The 17,562-nt window shown below is 38.8% G+C and carries 20 protein-coding genes; 6 read left to right on the top strand and 14 right to left on the bottom strand.

Features of this window, described 5'->3' with window-relative positions; all coding sequences use genetic code 11:
• The first annotated feature begins 302 nt into the window (after nt 1-302).
• The 5 genes from J4G36_RS00705 to J4G36_RS00685 all read left to right on the top strand — a co-directional run bounded on the left by J4G36_RS00705 (nt 303) and on the right by J4G36_RS00685 (nt 4,192).
• Nucleotides 303-1,556: an amidohydrolase family protein gene (locus J4G36_RS00705; protein ID WP_210467915.1), complete on the top strand. Its 1,254-nt coding sequence runs from the start codon at nt 303-305 to the stop codon at nt 1,554-1,556.
• A gap of 142 nt (nt 1,557-1,698) precedes the next feature.
• Nucleotides 1,699-2,118 carry an organic hydroperoxide resistance protein gene (locus J4G36_RS00700; RefSeq protein WP_210467914.1) on the top strand — a complete coding sequence of 140 codons (420 nt, stop codon included), beginning with the start codon at nt 1,699-1,701 and terminating at the stop codon, nt 2,116-2,118.
• Nucleotides 2,119-2,132: 14 nt separating this feature from the next.
• Nucleotides 2,133-2,609 carry a glutathione peroxidase gene (locus tag J4G36_RS00695; RefSeq protein WP_210467913.1) on the top strand — a complete coding sequence of 159 codons (477 nt, stop codon included), beginning with the start codon at nt 2,133-2,135 and terminating at the stop codon, nt 2,607-2,609.
• Complete coding sequence (locus tag J4G36_RS00690; protein ID WP_246880353.1) at nt 2,606-3,058, top strand: MarR family winged helix-turn-helix transcriptional regulator; 453 nt, start codon at nt 2,606-2,608, stop codon at nt 3,056-3,058. The genes J4G36_RS00695 and J4G36_RS00690 overlap by 4 nt, the downstream gene beginning before the upstream one ends.
• 186 nt (nt 3,059-3,244) lie before the next feature.
• Nucleotides 3,245-4,192 (top strand): AEC family transporter, encoded by a 948-nt coding sequence (locus tag J4G36_RS00685; protein ID WP_246880352.1) that lies wholly within the window; start codon nt 3,245-3,247, stop codon nt 4,190-4,192.
• 146 nt (nt 4,193-4,338) lie between these two features.
• Here J4G36_RS00685 and J4G36_RS00680 read toward each other — a convergent pair whose 3' ends face one another.
• From J4G36_RS00680 to J4G36_RS00625, 13 genes are all read right to left on the bottom strand, one after another.
• Nucleotides 4,339-4,779: a hypothetical protein gene (locus tag J4G36_RS00680; RefSeq protein WP_210467912.1), complete on the bottom strand. Its 441-nt coding sequence runs from the start codon at nt 4,777-4,779 to the stop codon at nt 4,339-4,341.
• Between the two features lie 175 nt (nt 4,780-4,954).
• On the bottom strand, nt 4,955-5,137 hold the full coding sequence (locus tag J4G36_RS00675) for a hypothetical protein (protein ID WP_246880351.1): 183 nt from the start codon (nt 5,135-5,137) through the stop codon (nt 4,955-4,957).
• Nucleotides 5,138-5,326: 189 nt separating this feature from the next.
• Nucleotides 5,327-5,455 carry a hypothetical protein gene (locus J4G36_RS18635; RefSeq protein ID WP_256439534.1) on the bottom strand — a complete coding sequence of 43 codons (129 nt, stop codon included), beginning with the start codon at nt 5,453-5,455 and terminating at the stop codon, nt 5,327-5,329.
• A 34-nt stretch (nt 5,456-5,489) separates the two neighbouring features.
• Nucleotides 5,490-6,818: an MATE family efflux transporter gene (locus tag J4G36_RS00670; RefSeq protein ID WP_210467911.1), complete on the bottom strand. Its 1,329-nt coding sequence runs from the start codon at nt 6,816-6,818 to the stop codon at nt 5,490-5,492.
• A 90-nt stretch (nt 6,819-6,908) separates the two neighbouring features.
• Nucleotides 6,909-7,463 carry a TetR/AcrR family transcriptional regulator gene (locus J4G36_RS00665; protein ID WP_210467910.1) on the bottom strand — a complete coding sequence of 185 codons (555 nt, stop codon included), beginning with the start codon at nt 7,461-7,463 and terminating at the stop codon, nt 6,909-6,911.
• On the bottom strand, nt 7,460-7,615 hold the full coding sequence (locus tag J4G36_RS00660; protein ID WP_210467909.1) for a hypothetical protein: 156 nt from the start codon (nt 7,613-7,615) through the stop codon (nt 7,460-7,462). Before J4G36_RS00660 ends, J4G36_RS00665 begins: the two co-directional genes overlap by 4 nt.
• 337 nt (nt 7,616-7,952) lie before the next feature.
• Nucleotides 7,953-8,438, bottom strand: a complete 486-nt coding sequence (locus J4G36_RS00655) for a hypothetical protein (protein ID WP_210467908.1) — start codon at nt 8,436-8,438, stop codon at nt 7,953-7,955.
• Nucleotides 8,439-8,731: 293 nt separating this feature from the next.
• Complete coding sequence (locus J4G36_RS00650) at nt 8,732-10,369, bottom strand: M20/M25/M40 family metallo-hydrolase (protein WP_210467907.1); 1,638 nt, start codon at nt 10,367-10,369, stop codon at nt 8,732-8,734.
• Nucleotides 10,370-10,389: 20 nt separating this feature from the next.
• Nucleotides 10,390-11,049, bottom strand: coding sequence for a GntR family transcriptional regulator (locus tag J4G36_RS00645; RefSeq protein ID WP_210467906.1), 660 nt, complete (start codon nt 11,047-11,049; stop codon nt 10,390-10,392).
• A 239-nt stretch (nt 11,050-11,288) separates the two neighbouring features.
• Nucleotides 11,289-11,627: a cupin domain-containing protein gene (locus J4G36_RS00640; protein WP_210467905.1), complete on the bottom strand. Its 339-nt coding sequence runs from the start codon at nt 11,625-11,627 to the stop codon at nt 11,289-11,291.
• Between the two features lie 12 nt (nt 11,628-11,639).
• Entirely contained in the window at nt 11,640-12,920 is a 1,281-nt protein-coding gene (locus J4G36_RS00635; protein ID WP_210467904.1) for a TRAP transporter large permease, read from the bottom strand.
• A complete protein-coding gene (locus J4G36_RS00630) occupies nt 12,917-13,405 on the bottom strand; it encodes a TRAP transporter small permease (protein WP_210467903.1) in 489 nt (162 codons plus the stop codon). The genes J4G36_RS00635 and J4G36_RS00630 overlap by 4 nt, the downstream gene beginning before the upstream one ends.
• Nucleotides 13,406-13,480: 75 nt before the next feature.
• A complete protein-coding gene (locus tag J4G36_RS00625) occupies nt 13,481-14,467 on the bottom strand; it encodes a DctP family TRAP transporter solute-binding subunit (RefSeq protein WP_210467902.1) in 987 nt (328 codons plus the stop codon).
• A 326-nt stretch (nt 14,468-14,793) separates the two neighbouring features.
• Between J4G36_RS00625 and J4G36_RS00620 the strand changes: the two genes are divergently transcribed.
• Complete coding sequence (locus J4G36_RS00620; protein WP_210467901.1) at nt 14,794-15,945, top strand: aminotransferase class I/II-fold pyridoxal phosphate-dependent enzyme; 1,152 nt, start codon at nt 14,794-14,796, stop codon at nt 15,943-15,945.
• A gap of 85 nt (nt 15,946-16,030) precedes the next feature.
• Here the strand turns inward: J4G36_RS00620 and J4G36_RS00615 are convergent, their stop codons facing one another.
• A complete protein-coding gene (locus J4G36_RS00615) occupies nt 16,031-17,452 on the bottom strand; it encodes a vWA domain-containing protein (protein WP_210467900.1) in 1,422 nt (473 codons plus the stop codon).
• Nucleotides 17,453-17,562: the final 110 nt, after the last annotated feature.

The raw sequence follows: 17,562 nt of genomic DNA, 5'->3' as shown, positions 1-17,562 counted from the left end.
TCCAGATTAATACAAGTACAATAGCGATTACAGCCCAAATAATGGCTTGTCTATTTTTTTTCATTTACAAATCCCCCTTTGAAATAATAAATAGTTTATTTGCTTCATTATACTGCCAATATTTCCAACTTTCTACAAATACACATATTTCCTGTCACTTTTGTTATCCATAATCGCAGTAGATTCTTGAATAGGCTTATATCTAAGTTTGAGCGTAAGAATTCTGCCTTCGTTTCACAACTGTTATAATAGTTCATGTAATCATGATAGCTATCAGAATGGGTAAAGGAGTCATGTATTGTATGAAAAAATTTATTAATGCGAATATCTATGGGGCGCCAGAGTCCCGTGAATTTTTAGTGGGAAACGGTCAGTTTACAGCCATAGGTAATGATTTAGAGAACGCAGATGAAGTAATTGATTTAGAAGGACGTTTAGTATTACCCCCTTATGTTGACCCTCATTTACACTTAGATTATATCTTTTCAGGGCTAGGCGAAGGCAATGCGAATGTATCCGGAACGTTATTTGAAGGGATCCAGCGTTGGAGTGATAATAAAAAATCACTGACGGAAGAAATGGTACGTGAGCGCGCGATTAAAGGCATTCAGAAAGAATTGAGCAAAGGTGTTCAATTTATTCGCACGCATGTAGATATTACGGATCCTAACTTAACCGGGATGAAAGCATTAATAAAACTGCGCGAAGAATTGAAGGATATCGTCACGCTCCAACTTGTTGCATTTCCTCAGGAAGGTTTCTTCCGGTATAAAGGTGCAGAAGCTTTAATGGAAGAAGCACTTAAAATGGGTGCTGACGTGGCTGGTGGGATTCCTCACTTTGAAATTTCTTATGAACATGGTGTTGAATCTCTGAAACGTATTGTGAACATGGCGATAAAATATAACGTGATGATTGATATTCACTGTGATGAAAACGATGATCCAAATAGCCGATTTTTAGAAGTGTTAAATGCGCTTGTTATGGAAGAAAACTATGGTCCCTATACAACTGCAAGTCATACAACTAGCTTTGGATCTGTAGAAAATAGTTATGCCAATAAGATGCTAGGTCTATTTAAAGAATCAAAAATCAACTTTATTTCTTGTCCAACTGAAAACGCACATTTACAAGGACGTGGCGATAGTTATCCGAAACGCCGCGGCTTAACGCGCGTAAAAGAGTTGTTGGAAAATGGAAATACTGTGGCATTTGCACAAGATTCTATTGCGGATTACTGGTATCCACTCGGTAACGGAAATATGATGAACATTTTAGACAACGGTATACATCTAGCGCACTATACACACATCGATGAGATCAATAAAGCGTTGGACCTAATTACATACCACGGTGCAAACCTTATGAGAGTTAACGATGAGTATGGTATTGAAGCAGGAAAACCAGCTAACTTTATCGTTTTGGATGCACAAGATCCTTACGAAGCCATTCGTGAGCGTGCAGAAGTACTAATGTCAGTTAGACAGGGTAATTATTTATTTAAACGTGAACCACGGAAAAATGAAGTTGAAATTGACTTCTTAAAACAATTATAGGTTCTACTGAAAGCACGTTTCATTCAAACAATGGATGAAGCGTGTTTTTTTGTGTTTTTAGGCATATAAATTGTACTGATAAAGTAAATCGCTTAAGATTGAATCGTACACGATATAAAAAACAGAAAAGAGGCGTTTTGAAATGAAACCACTTTACGAAACGACAATTATCAATACAGGCGGACGAGATGGATCTGTTTATTCACCGGACAATATATTCAATCTGGACGTTGCAAAACCTGCAGCGCTTGGCGGTGAAGTAACGACTGCATCAAATCCTGAGCAATTGTTTGCTGCAGGATATAGCGCATGTTTCAACAGCGCACTCGAACTTCAATTAGACAAAGACAAAGTTGAGTATACAAGTAGTGAAGTGATCGCAACCGTGGCACTGTATCCAGATAAAAAAGATGGTGGCGTTAAACTGGGCGTCAAGCTCGAAGTGACAATTGCTGGTGTAGATCAGGCAGTCGCAGATGAATATGTACATAAGGCACATAATTACTGCCCGTATTCTAAAGCAATCAATGGCAATGTTGAAGTCGAGATTACTGTAAAATAAAAGGAGGAATTCGTTTGGTATCCGTTTATGATTTTGAAGTGAACAAACCGAATGGTGACAAGTTGTCTTTGGAAGCGTATAAAGGGAAGCCTTTAATCATCGTAAACACGGCAAGTAAATGCGGCTTCGCGCCGCAGTTTGGTGGACTGCAATCGCTATATGAACAATACAAAGATGACGGCCTGATGATTCTTGGTTTTCCTTGCGATCAGTTCAATGATCAGGAATTCGATAATATTGATGAAACGACTGAATTCTGCCAATTGAATTACGGCGTGACGTTCCCGATGATGGCGAAAGTCGATGTCAATGGTGATGATGCAGAACCGTTATTCAATCACTTAACGTCAGAACAAAAAGGGCTGTTGTCGAAGAAAATCAAATGGAACTTCACAAAGTTCCTAGTAGACGGCAACGGACAAGTCATTAAGCGCTATGCACCGCAAACAGCTCCCGAAAAACTCGCAGAAGACGTGGAAAAGCTGTTATGATGAAAGACTTTCTGACGCTTGATAAACAGCTATGTTTCGCTGTTTATGAAACTGGAGCGGCGTTCACCAAGCTTTATACAAGTGTGCTGAAACCATTCGGGCTTACGTATCCCCAATACCTGGTGCTACTAGCCTTATGGGAGCGTGACGGAATCACAATGAAAGAACTGGGCGAACAAGTCGATCTCGGTACGGGTACACTAACGCCGATGATTGCCCGCATGCAGGAAAACGGTTGGCTACGCAAAGACCGGTCAACAGAAGACCAACGTAGAGTATATGTCATGTTGCAAGAGAAGGCGTACGTCGAACGAAGCAACATCACGCAGCAAGTCATGCAAGAGATTCAACTGTGCCAGATCAGCTTGACTGAGTATGATGAGCTGATGGCAAGACTGGATGAACTAAACAAGAAATTGAAAGAGCGGACGAACCTTTCTACCGTCTAAACGTAAATCACAAAAAATCAGAGACCCAGCTGACGGGTCTCTTTTTTTAGCCTGTGCATCCAGGAAAGCTTCCAGTGAAAGGTAAAGGTACCGTACCTTCAAAAAGTATTCGATGCCGAAACTTTTTCACCTTATCTCTTCTATATTCATAGAGTACAACACTAATTTAAAAAGGAGATACAGTTTTTGCTATCTATCAGTACTTTTGTGCTGGCGATGATACCGCTTTATATCATGGCGATTATTGGCTTCACTGCGCGCAAATTACGCGTATTCAGTGAACATGCGAATCAGGTCTTTACACAGCTTATGCTGTATATTACTTTACCTGCGTTGATCTTGTTCTCGCTACAAACGACTTTTTCCATTGAATTGCTTGTCGATTTTGTTTGGCTTGTCGCCATGTCTATTTTCGTACTTACTGTATCTGTATTTATTGCGGCTATTCTGCGAAAAAAAGCTGCACTTCCTGATGAGCAAAAAAGTGTGTTTGAGAGCTTAATTGTTTTTGGCAATCAAGGGTTTATTGGATTTGCTGTTATTTATATTTTGATGGCCGAGCAAGGGGTTATCTACTTGACGATATTTAACATCTTTTACTTAATATTAATCTGGACGTATGGCATTTATCTGTTTACAAAGCATGACCAAAGCATAAATTGGCGTGTGTTATTTTTCAATCCGGGGATATTGGCAACACTGGTTGGCGTATGTATGCTATTCCTTCCGTTTAGTTGGCCGGACATGATTTTAACGACATTTGAAGGCATCGGTAAAATGACGATTCCTTTATCCATGATTCTGATTGGTAGCTTTCTTGCTGACATTCAGCGAAAGGACTTTCTACAGTACGGAAAGAATCTCTATATTTGGATTGCCGCCATGTTTAAATTAATACTTCTTCCGTTAAGCTTACTTGTTTTTATATTTCTACCTGTTCCACCTTCGCTCATCATCGTTGCCGTGGTGACAGCTGCAATGCCAAGTGCTTCGACGACCTCTGTTTATGCGCAAAAATTTGGTGCAGACGCTTCCTTTGCATCGGTTGGTGTTATGCTGACGACAACCCTTTGCATCCTAACCATCCCGATCATTTACAACATTCTACAGTGGGTACAATTAGTAATAAACTAGTTAATGTGCAAAAGAATTAACGTATCTTTAGTACTGTCCTTGGCAGTGCTTTTTCTATTGAATTTCTAACGCAATAAAAAAAGGACCCTATTAAGATCCATTCGTGATATTAATTTATTAACAAGCGCACCCAATAAGAGAATATGCTAATCCCAACAATTAAAAATAACTTCTCCGTTTGTATTCGGTCTCCAATGTTTCTCATTTTTTATTTCAGTCTCTGACAAGTCATGAGAATTGGGATCAAAGGGTTTGTTTAGAAATGCCTTTTCTAAAACTGTATAGTATGGTTTTAATTCGTTTCTTAGATTTTCAGAATCTATATAATGGATTTGAAGTTCATCTTCATATAAAGCGATGGCAACATAAGGGAAATATTCATGAAGTAAAATGGACATTATATTTTCACCTATTTTTATATCTAGGCGAAAATATTTTAACGGATACCTGGGCGAATTATAACCAATTACTTCACCATGAAATTTCCTGGAAATTTCGTATCCTAACTTTTTAAATAAGTATCCATCCATCCTCTTTAAATCAATATTGTGATTTGCTATACCTGTAATATACATTGGTAACCGCATTTAATTCACCTCATCTCCACAAGCATTTTACTTCTATAATCTATAATTTAAATTAGAATATTTCACAACAACCTGGCCCGTTGCAGGAACCTCACCTTACTGTAAAGTCTCAAACCTTTTCGTTTTCGCATTGTATTTTATTATTTCAGGTTGTTATTCTTCTCCTGAAGGGTGATTAGAGCGTAGCATTTGAAGGATTTCCCTCTTCGTCAATCTGGTACAGCGCCCCACCGAAATACCATCCTCTTTCTTCAATAAATTCAATAAAAGCATTCGAAAACTCTTCTTCACTTAAATCTTCTCCACTAGTTGCATAAACACAACCATCGAGTCTTATTCCAAATGGTCTTTTCAACATCTGATACCTCCACAGTAAAAACTCTTTTTAGTTTATATCCAACAACCATGGCCCGATAAGACATAAAAGAGATCGTCAATGACGATCTCCTGTTGTTTAATTAATACAAGAACGTCAACTGGTTTCTGTTCATAGACATCTAATTCAGCACAATAATTCCCGATTTCTTCTTCAATAAGTTGGAATGTTTCAGAGGTAAGCGGTCAATACTGAATAGGGCGTCGCCTCATCATGTGAATAATGAGGCGACTGATTCGGTTCTTCTGCCAAATTCGTCGTTCGACTGCCAAGCAATTTATCTCGGTCATTTTCGCGCATAACAATTCCACCTCTGACTAAATTCCTTGTTTCTTTACCTGTTCCACTTCCAATGATAATAAAATATTGTAATTAATACGATAAACTCTGATGTTGGAATAGCTAACCAAACGCCCGTCAATCCTAATATCTTCGGTAGAATTGCAAGCAGGATGAGCAAAAAGACAATTTCCCTAGAAGCTGTAATCCAGGTTGCCATCCTGATTTGTCCGATAGATTGGTAGTAAGTCATCATGACAAAGTTCATGCCCATGAAAAGATAAGCGATAAAGAATAGTTTAATTCCTGGAATAGCCAGGGCCATCACTTCCTCTGGGAAATCTCCGAACAAACCTACAATTGGTCCGGACGCAAAGAGACCGATAAAGAAAAAGAGGATACCTGCTCCTACCGATGTCCCAATCGCCATTCGTAATGTTTTTTTCATTTTCTCCTCGTTCTTTGCCCCGTAATAATAGCTAATTAACGGTTGAATCGCTGCACCCATCCCTAAAAAGAGGAGGAGCATAACGCTGTGGACATAATTCAATATTGTAAATGCAGATACACCTGCGGTTCCTGCAAGGCGTTCAAATGTGTTGTTATGCGAAATTGTAAAGACCGAAAATCCGACCTCAGCAAGAAAACTAGGGAATCCTATGATCAATACGATTAAGAATAACTTTTGGTCGAATTTGAAGCGAACGAAACGTAAGTTGCTTTTCTTTTTGAAAAAATGGGTACTCAATATGATCATGCCAACAGCCGCACCGATTACCGTTGCCGCCGCAGCTCCCCTTACCCCATAATCGAGTACGAAAAGGAATACATAATTCAATCCTATATTAACAAGTGAGGTTGAGACAAGTGCAATCATTGACAGATTTGGTCCCCCGTCATTTCTCACCAATATGCTAAATGCATTTTCTACCGTAAAAACGAAACCGAACAATAACATGATACTCATATAGTCTGCTACATAGGGGAAGGTATCAGTATTCGCACCTAATAAATACGCAAGTTTTGCCCTATTCAAATAGGCAAGTAGCCCAATAATTATCGTTAAAATAAAGATAGAGATAATCGCATGTGAAAAAATAACGCGCGCTTTATCTGGCCGTTTAGCGCCCATCTCTGCTGAATAACGGGTTGCAGCACCAATTCCTATCCAAAGGGACATCGCTACGAATATCGTATACACAGGAACGGCAATGCCCACTCCAGCGAGCGCAACCGGGCCTAAACGATTGCCTACCATAATTCCGTCAACCACAATATTAATAGCCATCAATATCATTCCAACTGTGGAAGGAATCAAATACCTCATAAATGACTTTCCAACGGATTCCGTGTCTAAGCGGTTTAATAACTGTTGTTCTCCCATACATGTCCACTTCCTTAGCTACTATCTTTCCTTAAAACGTGGAAGCTATCTTAGATTTATCTCAAACTAAAATGGATGGCAAGTCCCATGTCATTTTTCTCTAATAATACCCGTTAATAACATATCCACAATCGTTTCAACCGCTTCGGTTACTGATATACTATGTTCTAAAAAAAACTGGCGATCGAATGTAGTGTTCATAGCCTCGATAATAATTTTCATTAGCAAATCAATATTACGATCCTTAATGACACCAGTTCTAATACCTTCTTCGAGCAGCCCTTTCAAGTCATCCCACATATATAATTCACGATTCACTCGTTCCCATTGTTCCGGATAAAAGCGTTTCAATTGCTCTAAAATACGCGTGTCGTAAAACTCATTATGCTTCGGCATGACCACAATGGCTTTTCGGATTTTCTCCACCAACGTAAATTTAGGGTTCTCAATTATATTGCGTGTCTGGTCGTCGAACTCTTCAAGCGTCATATCAATAATTGAATCCAATATATTCACTTTCGATGGAAAATGCTCATATAGCGTACGCTTACTAATTCCAAGTCGTCTTGCTAAATCATCCATCGTGAACTTAACACCATTATCTACAGACTCTTCAATAAATCCATTTATGATTCGACTCTTCAAATTTCAACCTCCTCAGATAAAACTATTGAAACGATTTTAGTTTTCTTAGTTTCATCATAAAATATGAACTGCTTTTCTGCAACTTTTATGGGACCGCTCGTAGAACTCACAAAAGAAGGGCTCGTTAGATTCTTACCAACTGTTTCTTCCATATTCACCAATTTAGAGCTAAAAAAAGCCTAATTCCTGCGTATTTTTGGCAAGGAATTAGGCTCTTGATGTTCATTTTTATGGATATAGGTCAATTTAAATTGGTTAACCCTCCACAAGCCCGTAGTATTTATATAGCTATTTCTCTAATTCTACAAGTAAAATTGGCCCTCCAACTTTTCCCGATTCTTAAGCCGAAAAGATTTTTGCACCAACAGGCAATTTGTTCGACATATCATCTTCAAAGTTTGTATTTGTTCACGTAATACCTCCTTTTATTGTTATACGTATAAAGGTTAAGAGAACCCGTTATGAATTAATAGCGTCTATTTAATAAATCTATTCAATCTCTAAAGAAAAGACATAACTTGCTGTTCCTTGTTCCCAGTGTGCGAGCACTTCGTAAATAACTTTTCCTTTACTAGAAAGAACCACTTTATCTGAGGCGCTTACAACATTGTCGCCATCCCATATCCTCACGCTATAACGATCTGGTTGTATTTCAAAGTTCAGTTCAACGTTCGTGTCTATTGTTACTTGCAATGAATTATTGTCGTTCATCATTTCTGGTGGCGCCAACGAATCTGACTCTATTACAGTTTCTGTCCCGTCTTCATTGTCAATACGCCAACTATAAGTGCCCAGAGCAGGATTTATAGTCTCTTCCCCAACTTTAATCGTTAAAATTGGCGGTTCCAGGATTGTATGTTTGGAAGTCCCGCCACTCCCACTTTCAACAATTGGTCGATCACTAACCCTGGAACACCCCATTATTGATAACAGGCATGTAAGCATTAAAATGAAAAGCAATAATTTGGATTTCACCTAATCCCCCCCCTAAGGACTTAGACGGTAAATGGATAAGATAGTTACACTCGGGTTTCATTCGCTACCTTTTTACTGTGCAAAGAAGGATTATTCGACTTATAACCGAATAGAAAAAAGTAAAGGAGTCCAATTCGCAGATGAATTGGACTCCCTAGATTTGCTTATATAAAAAACTTTCGGATACAAATAACGATTGTTTTATAGCATACTAAGTTTTCAGGATTCGGGCGAAATTCGATGATTCCCGCAGAAAAGCACCACCTGCAGAGAAAAACCCACGCCAGAATACATCAAATAGATTTCGTCTCCAGTTCTTCCCTATCTTCAACATGTTCAACAAACATACTCTCCACAACAGCCTTCAAAGCAAACGGCGTGTGCACAAATGCACTCTTCTTATGCAACCGCTCCGTCAACTTATGCGCATCTTTCCCAAATGGCCCAATGTTCAACACAGGTGCCTGCAACTGCTGCATTTCCTCGAAAGGTATACTGTATACATCTCCCCATAAAGGTGTATTATTTTTATATGCTTTCCAACCTGTATCATTTTCATCATAATTAACATAACTCAGATCCGAAATCCCATTGAAATAATGAACTTGTTTTGCGTTAACATCAAACTTTTCTTTCAAGATTCGTTGCGTCAGCTCAATCTTTTCTGTAACCAGTTCATTGTCAGACGAGTTAATCGCCGGATAGTAAGGCGGTGCATAAAATAGGATCGTTGCTGGTGCTAATTCTTGACAATTTAACATGAGTTGATCGCTGATTTGGATGGACATATCGCGTTCATCGAGTGTTTCATCTGCCATCACGACGTTTTTTATTTCCACGACTTTTGCGATGCCTAGTTTTTCTTCTGCATACGCCAATAAATCGCAGTATTCCATTACTTTAATTTTACCGATTGGATTGACGCCTTCGCGTTTACAAATCGCGTTGTAATCTATTTCACATTCAGCCATCGCAGCCACAGCTGTTTTATTGAACGTATTCATAATGTCCGTTGCATTTTGTTTCATTAGAAAAACGTTGTATAACGCTGCACTATGATGTGAGGTCTGTGTTGAATAATTTACTTTCAAGTCACTGATTTTTAAACAGATTGGTAATGGTGTTTTTTCATGGTACACTTCTTCGACGAAGTCTGCGTTGAACTCCATCGCCTTTGTTAAATAAGTGGCCATATAATGCCCGGTAATCCCATTTAACGGTTCGCCTGCATGCGTTTCCCTTCCGTAAAATAAAGCAGAAGGCATGATTTTCCCGATTGTTCCTGAGTAAATATAATAATTTTCATCTTGTGGTCTTTGTGAAAATGAAGGTTCACTGTTTAAAAATAATTCATATTCTAGCCCATACTCTTCTCGTATATCGATTAATCCACTGACAGCCGCCCTCATTCCCGATGAGTTCACTTCTTCATCAGGTACGGTTAATAAAATCAAGTTGATTGGCCATTTCTCAGTGGTTGCCAATTCCAGCAAGTGCAGATGCAACACTAGGCCCATTTTCATGTCCATCGTTCCCCGGCCAAATAAATACGCATCCGATTCAACATCTGGTTGGACATCCTTAGGTAAATCATCAATTTTTGTTTTGAGTTCCTCCGTTAACGCTTTCGGTTGGAATGCAAGCGCTTCCAAGTTACCGAATTCTTCTATATGGACCGTATCGAAATGACTGATCAGCACAATCGTTTTAGCTGTCACCCCACTATTATAAAAGCCTGTCACTGCGTTTCGGCCTTTCCCTGCATCATGAAATTGGATCTGCCAACGATTTTCTTCAAAATACTTCAGTTCCAGCAATTTGTCTTTTATTTTACTTGAAAACTCCATTTCGCCGGCTGTCCCGGTTCTGCTGTCCCAACTAACGACCTCGCATAATAATTCTTCTAGTTGTTCGGGTGTATTCCATTTCATGGCTTGCCCCTACCTTTCCTTTAATTCTTAGCGTAATAGCCTAAAAACCGTTTTTCCACATTATCTAAATGAACAATGATTTTATTTCTAGCCAATCGGATATCTTTTTTCCTTAACGCCTCGACGATATCTACATGCTCTTCATAAGCACCTTTTGCACTCGTTGGCAACGTGCTCGATAAGATTAAAAACGCACGATTGACGCCTGTATTTACGCGGTGAATCATATTCCTAAACTCGCTGTTTTTATTTGGCGACGCCAATAATAAATGAAATTCACGGTCTAATTCAATGAAATCATGGTAATGATCCCGTTCAATCGCATCTAATTGATTGGCAAGATTTTCTTCCAATAAAAGCAAAAATGATGCGTCTATTTTTGAGATGATTTTTTCAATATTATTCACTTCTAACAAGGTTCGTAACTCCATGAATTCCAAGGAATTTTCTTTCGTAAAACTAGCTACAACCGCAGGACGACCTTTTTTATGTATGACCAGTCCTTCAGCTGCAAGCCGATTAAGCGCGTCGCGTAAAGGCGTCCGACTAATTCCCAAGTCAGCAGCAATCTTCTCCTCCGGCAACGACTCATCGCCTTTTAACTTCCCCATTATAATTGCTTTCTTTAGTAAGTCATACGCCTGATCAGCCAACGTCTCGCTTTGTTTAATCTTCTTCATAAGCATCACCTCACTTGCTTTATATGTAAACTTTGTTTCATACCCAATCACCAAGTTCCGAACTTGCTTGCAGCTCCAAGCGATTTGCTTGCACTTGTAGCTAGTTTGCTTGCAGTTCGGACTAGTTTCCTTGCACTGATTTAACATTTGCTTGCACATAAATGATTTTGCTTGCAAGTCGGGACTATTCACCCACCAACATCTTCCACGCTCTATTTGAACCATTCCTAATAAATGTCTTAGTAAACAACCGCAATCATCTCTAATTCTTGATCAGTAAGATTCTCCAATCCATGACTCTGCCCTTTTTTAATAAGACATAAATCGCCCGCTTTTACAGGAACCCGCGCTTCGTTGTGATCAAGGAAAATCCCTTCGCCTTTCAACAAATAATAAGCTTCCGCATCGTCCGTATGCTGATGATAGCCGATTGTCGAGTGGGGGCTTACCACTACTTTGGCAAATAACGATAACCCCTCCACCTGATCTTCCTTCGTGATCTTTTTATGGATTTCAATCTTTCCTATCCCACCGTGCGCATTTTCAATGACCGTTTTTTCTTGTGTATTTCTAATCATGAACAGCACCCCTTACTCAAATAGATTTGGCAAAAAGGTTGAAATCGCTGGGAAAAATATAATGAGTAAAACGACAACAGCTACAATTCCAATGATGTGCAATACATACGGGAATGTGTCCTCAATCCCCATTTCCTTATCCGTAATACTACATCCCGCAATCAACGATAGGCCTACTGGCGGTGTAATATTCGCTAATGCAAAGTTCATAATCAGCACCATTCCGAAATGGATTGGATCGATTCCGTATTGCATAGCGATTGGCATGAAGATTGGGCTTAATAAAATGATTAACGACGTAACCTCGGTTAACGTACCAAGGATAAATAAGATCACCGATACGACTAAGAGGAACTGTAATGGCGTACTTGCAAACTGCAAAAAGAATTTGGATATCATTTCAGGGATGCGATTCGCTGTTAGCACGTAAGTAAATGCGCTCGCAACTGAAATAATAATTAAAATAATTGCAGAAGTCGATGCAGAGTTAATCATAATTTCTTTAAACTTTTTAAACGTTAATTCCTTATAAAAAATCGATAAGATGAAACCGTACACGACCGCAATGACCGCTGCTTCCGTCGCTGTGACGAGTCCACTGAAAATACCGCCTAAAATAAAGATGGGTGCCATTAATGGGAAAAATGCCTGCAAAGCAATTTTCAAAAACTCTTTCCCTGATGGATTCGATTGTTCGACGACACCGAAACCTTTTTTCTTCGACATGAAGGCCACATATATACAGAGCACGACTGTTAGTAGAATACCAGGTAAAAATCCAGCGATGAATAGTTTTCCAATTGATATATTTGCTGTGATTCCTAATATAACCATTGTTATACTCGGCGGGATGATTAATCCTAGTACGCCCGCAGGACCAATGATGCTGGCGATAAAGGAGTTGCTGTACTTTTGTTCTTTCATTCTTGGGACAACGACAGATCCAACAGCATATGTGGTAGCTACAGTTGAGCCTGATACTGCTCCAAAGAAAGCACTTGTGACCACTGCCGTCATGCCTAATCCACCTGAAAACCTTCCGACCAATGCATCTGCGAGCGCTATTAATCTTCGAGTAAGCCCGCCTTCACCCATAATATTTCCAGCCAGTATAAATAGCGGAAGTGCTAGATAAGAGAAGTTGTTAACCCCAGCAAACATTCTTTGGACCATTATTTCTAATGAAATGTCACTAAAAATCAATACGCCTGCCGAGACAATTCCGATAGTAAACGCGATGGGCATTCCTAAAAAAAGTAATGTGAAAAACGCGATTAAAATGGCGATAATCATAAGGTCGCCTCCCTGCCCTTAGCGCCACGGCTAGTAGGATTAAACATATTATTTAGGATGAAGTAAATCGAAAATATCGAGCTGATTGGAATGACACCATAAAATAACCCCATTGGTAATTGCAGTGTCGAAGAAGTTGTTGCCATAGTCGACCATGTTAATTTGAATCCATAAATCATTAAAATACCAAAGAATACAATCATAATAATATGTATAACGAAGTCTATTACTCTTTGTTTATTTTTACTAACCAAACCTACAAAATACCTTACCCCGAGATGCATTTTTTGATGAATGGCTAAACTTGTTCCTAGGAATGTCAGCCAAACAATTAGCAATCTCGCTAACTCTTCAGTTCCAGGCATCGATAACTTGATAAATCGTGAAAAGACTTGCACAAATACGATAACTGTCAATCCCGTAATTGCGATTACACATAATATCGAAAGGACTTTCACTATATTGTCGGTCAATTTCGGCAACATGATTTTCCTCCTTTAACTTAAAAAGAATTTTCCTTGTTTAAATGAATTCATCTAAACAAGGAAACCTTTACTAGATTACCAACCGGAAGCTTCACGATAAATATCCATTAACTCTTCTCCAAAAACATCTTTTTCCCACTTATCATACACAGGAAGCATTTTTTCACGGAAAGCGTCTGAATCTACATCTTCATTCACCGTCATGCCTCTACTTTTAAGTTCTTCAACATAGCCTTTTTCTGCTTCATCATTCTTCACTTGAACTTCTTTTGAAATTCTAGCAGACTCATCTAAAATAACTTTTTGATCATCTTCAGAAATTTTGTCCCAAGTATCGTTTTCAACGACCATCATAATTGTGTTGTAAAAATGGCCAGTTAAAGATAGATAATCTTGAACTTCATCAAATTTCGGTGCGACAATATTAGCTAAAGGATTTTCTTGGGCATCTAATGCGCCTGTTTGTAAAGCACCATAAACTTCACTGAACGCCATCGCTGTCGGCATTGCATTTAATTCTTCAAATGCATCAATGCGAAGTTTAGATTGCGCAACACGAATTTTTAATCCGTTCATATCTTCAGGTGTTACGATTGGTTTTTTGTTATTTGTGATATGTCTAAAACCCCATTCGACATAACCAATTTTTTTCATGCCTTGTTCATCCATTACATCTGCTAGATAGTCCCCAAATTTACCGTCATATGCGGCTCGCGCATGATCGATGTCTTTCCACATATAAGGTAAGTCTTCGATTGCCATACGCATGTCGAGAGATTGCATGGATCCTATCATAATTGCTGCTGATTCCATCGTTCCCATTTTAACTTGCTCCAACATTTCAGTTTCTGATCCCAGTTGACTGTTCGGGAATACATCAATTTCGACACGACCATCTGTTTTCTCTGCGATATTTTCAGCCATCTCATTGATTAAATCGGATGCTGGTGTTCCTTCTGATAATGCATGTCCTAGTTGTAACTTCACTTTCTCTCCACCGTCTTCTGAACACCCCGCTAGGATAATCATCAGTACGATTGAAAATGCAATCTTCTTCAACATTTTATTTCCCCCTTTATTCTATAAATCTTTTTGGTGAAACAACTACATGTAAAGCGCTTACATTCATTTTTTTAGTTTTCAAATTAACGCCTGTATACCGTGTACAGGGTTTAGATAAAGATACAATATGTTAAATAAAATGTCAATTCAATATTTTCCGCAATCCTATACCGCTATCCCCCCTGCTATGAAGCGGTATGAACACCATTTATTAACTCTCAATTTAATTAATTCCAAACATTACTAATAAAATTCATTTACAAATAACAATCCTTAAATTAAGATAGGTGTATACAGTACACAGTTGCGTGATAAGGAGTGTTATGATGATAAATCGAGTGAATGATCGTGTAAAGGATCTGGAAGTTCCCGGTATTCGGGTATTCTCAAATGAAGTCGCCCAATATGGCGATGGGGTTAATCTAACGATTGGCGAACCCGACTTTCCAACACCTGATCGAGTGAAACAAGCAGGAATTGAAGCGATTCAGAATAACTTAACGGGTTATTCACATAATGCGGGTTTACTAGAATTACGCGAGAAGGTTTCATTATTTTTTGAGGAAAAATATAAAATTTTATATGATCCAGTAACGGAAATAGTCATCACAACCGGAGCTAGCGAAGGAATCGACTCGATCTTAAGAACGATTTTAAATGAAGGCGACGAAGTAATCATGCCGGCTCCGATTTATTCGGGGTATGAACCTATTGTTCATTTAAGCGGTGCTAACGTAGTTTATTTGGATACGATGAAAACTGAACTTGTCCCATGTCCTGAAGCGTTAGCGGCTTTGATCACCGAGAAAACGAAAGCAATTATATTAAATTATCCATCGAATCCTACTGGAATGACTTTAACAAAAGAGCAGATGGACGGTATCGTGAATGTGTTGGAAAAACACGACATCTTTATCATCTCGGATGAAATTTATAGCGAGAATTCATTCAATGAAGAGCATGTATCTTTTGCTTCTTATCCTCAAATTAGACATAAACTCTTTTTAATCCACGGCCTCTCCAAGTCACATGCGATGACAGGTTGGCGATTGGGGTTTGTATTGGGTCCACAAGATTTAATGGATCATGTTTTAAAGGTGCATCTGTATAATTCCATTTGTGCCGCCCTGCCCAGTCAATATGCAGGTATCGAAGCGTTAACGCATAGTCGTAACACACCATTAGCGATGAACACCGCTTATTTGGAACGAAGAGATTATGTGTATGAAAGACTTACTTCAATGGGATTAAGCGTGATTAAACCGACTGGCGCATTTTATATTTTTCCATCGATTGAGATTACGGGATTAACATCATGGGAGTTTGCAACGAAGTTATTGGCCAGCGAACATGTTGCCGTTGTTCCTGGAAGTGCTTTTACTATATATGGTGAAGGATTTATAAGGATCTCCTATGCAAATTCCATGGAGACATTGGTGGAAGGCATGAATCGGATTGAACGTTTTATCAGTGGTTAATCGCTAGAAAAAAAACGACCTTTGCCAAAGGTCGTTTTTTTGTTCATACACAAATGGTCAATCTATTTCCAATACGTTGCGCTCATTAAGGATTGGATGTACTTTTCTTATATTTATCTTCTAGTGTCTGAATCGCTTCTTTAAAGTTACTATCATTTAATGCTTTTAAATCCTCTCTTAACTTGTCGTATTCTTCTTCAATCCATGAATGATATGAAATATTTTTCTCCTGTAAATAATCATGACTTTCACCTGTCATCATTTCTTTTTCTTGCAATAGGTAAGTCAAAACTAAGCTGACTTGTTGTCTTTCATTTACCCATTTTACAAATTCATCCGTATGATACACAAACACATCTAGATTTTTTTGTATTTTATCCACTTCCAAACTAGCTTCTTTTGAAGCCTTCCACTGTTCCCAGCTCTCTGCGATTTTATGGGCTTGGTCTAATTCATCTTGAAGACCTTGCGCATCTCGAACATCTTGATAAGAACCTTCTGCTGCTTCTGCAATTTCCTTTAATTGTTTTTGTGCTGCATCATCAACATTAAAACCAATTACATTAACGATTGGTGTTATATCCGATTCATATAGCTTTTTTGCCGCAGCCGCTGGGTCATCGTCACATGTAGAAATCCCATCTCCGACCAAATAGACGATATTCGTATTTTTATCTCCTTTGAATTCAGCTAAATCTTTTTCTGCTTCACTCAAAGCAAACTCGGTTGGCGTCCACCCTGCTGGGTGAACCTTATCTAAAATAGCATTAAATGAATTAGCGTCATACTTGTCAATCGGGTACACGATGTCACTGCTATTACACGACATTTCTTTATCGGCACGAGAACCAGTTCCTTTATGACCATATATGCGCAGCCCAACATTTGCTTCTTTGGGCAAACCTTGAACAAAGTTCTTTATCGCTAATTTTGCCGCTTCCATCTGCGTTTGATCATTAATATAATTTGCCATACTACCCGAGGCATCCAAAATGACCATGACATTCAGATTTTCCTTGAATTGCATTCGTGGATCTTCGACGTCCGGGTTACCAATCGAATCGAATTTCATTTTATTAATAATATCTTCCGGTCCATTAAAGTCTTGTTGGAAGAGAGATAACAGGGCTTCATAGTACTTATCCAATTCTTCGTTCGTTGGATTCTCTTTTATGTTGGGTAACCTGGCCGTCAGTTCATCAATTTTAGGCAGGTCTCCTTCGGTTTCCAAAGTGCTTAAGTAATTTGTTTCTCCTGGAAGTAGTCCTTCTAATTCTGTCAACGAAGTTGGTAAGGAGGCACCTGTTATGACATCCTCCACGACTACTTTTTCGGAATCATCATCGTCATCTATTGCAGTTTCCTCATCCAGCGTTTCGTCAGTAGACTTATCAGTTTCGATGTTTTCCGCGGTAGGCTCATCTTTAACAGTTGGTTCACCATCTTTACTGCATCCTACTAATACAAGCAATACCATAATTGGAATGTACAGTAATTTTATTCTCATTGCGTTTCCATCCTTTCGACGAGCTTCTCACGCCACCATTCTAGGCGATTATTAAGTGTGTAATGATACTTATAAATAATTCTCACAAACATTTCTAAGTTTGTCAAAAG

This window comes from Sporosarcina sp. 6E9, from assembly GCF_017921835.1.
Classification (GTDB): Bacteria; Bacillota; Bacilli; order Bacillales_A; family Planococcaceae; genus Sporosarcina.
The sequence above is the reverse complement of the archived record's forward strand: the minus strand, read 5'-3'. Positions and strand labels throughout refer to the sequence as shown.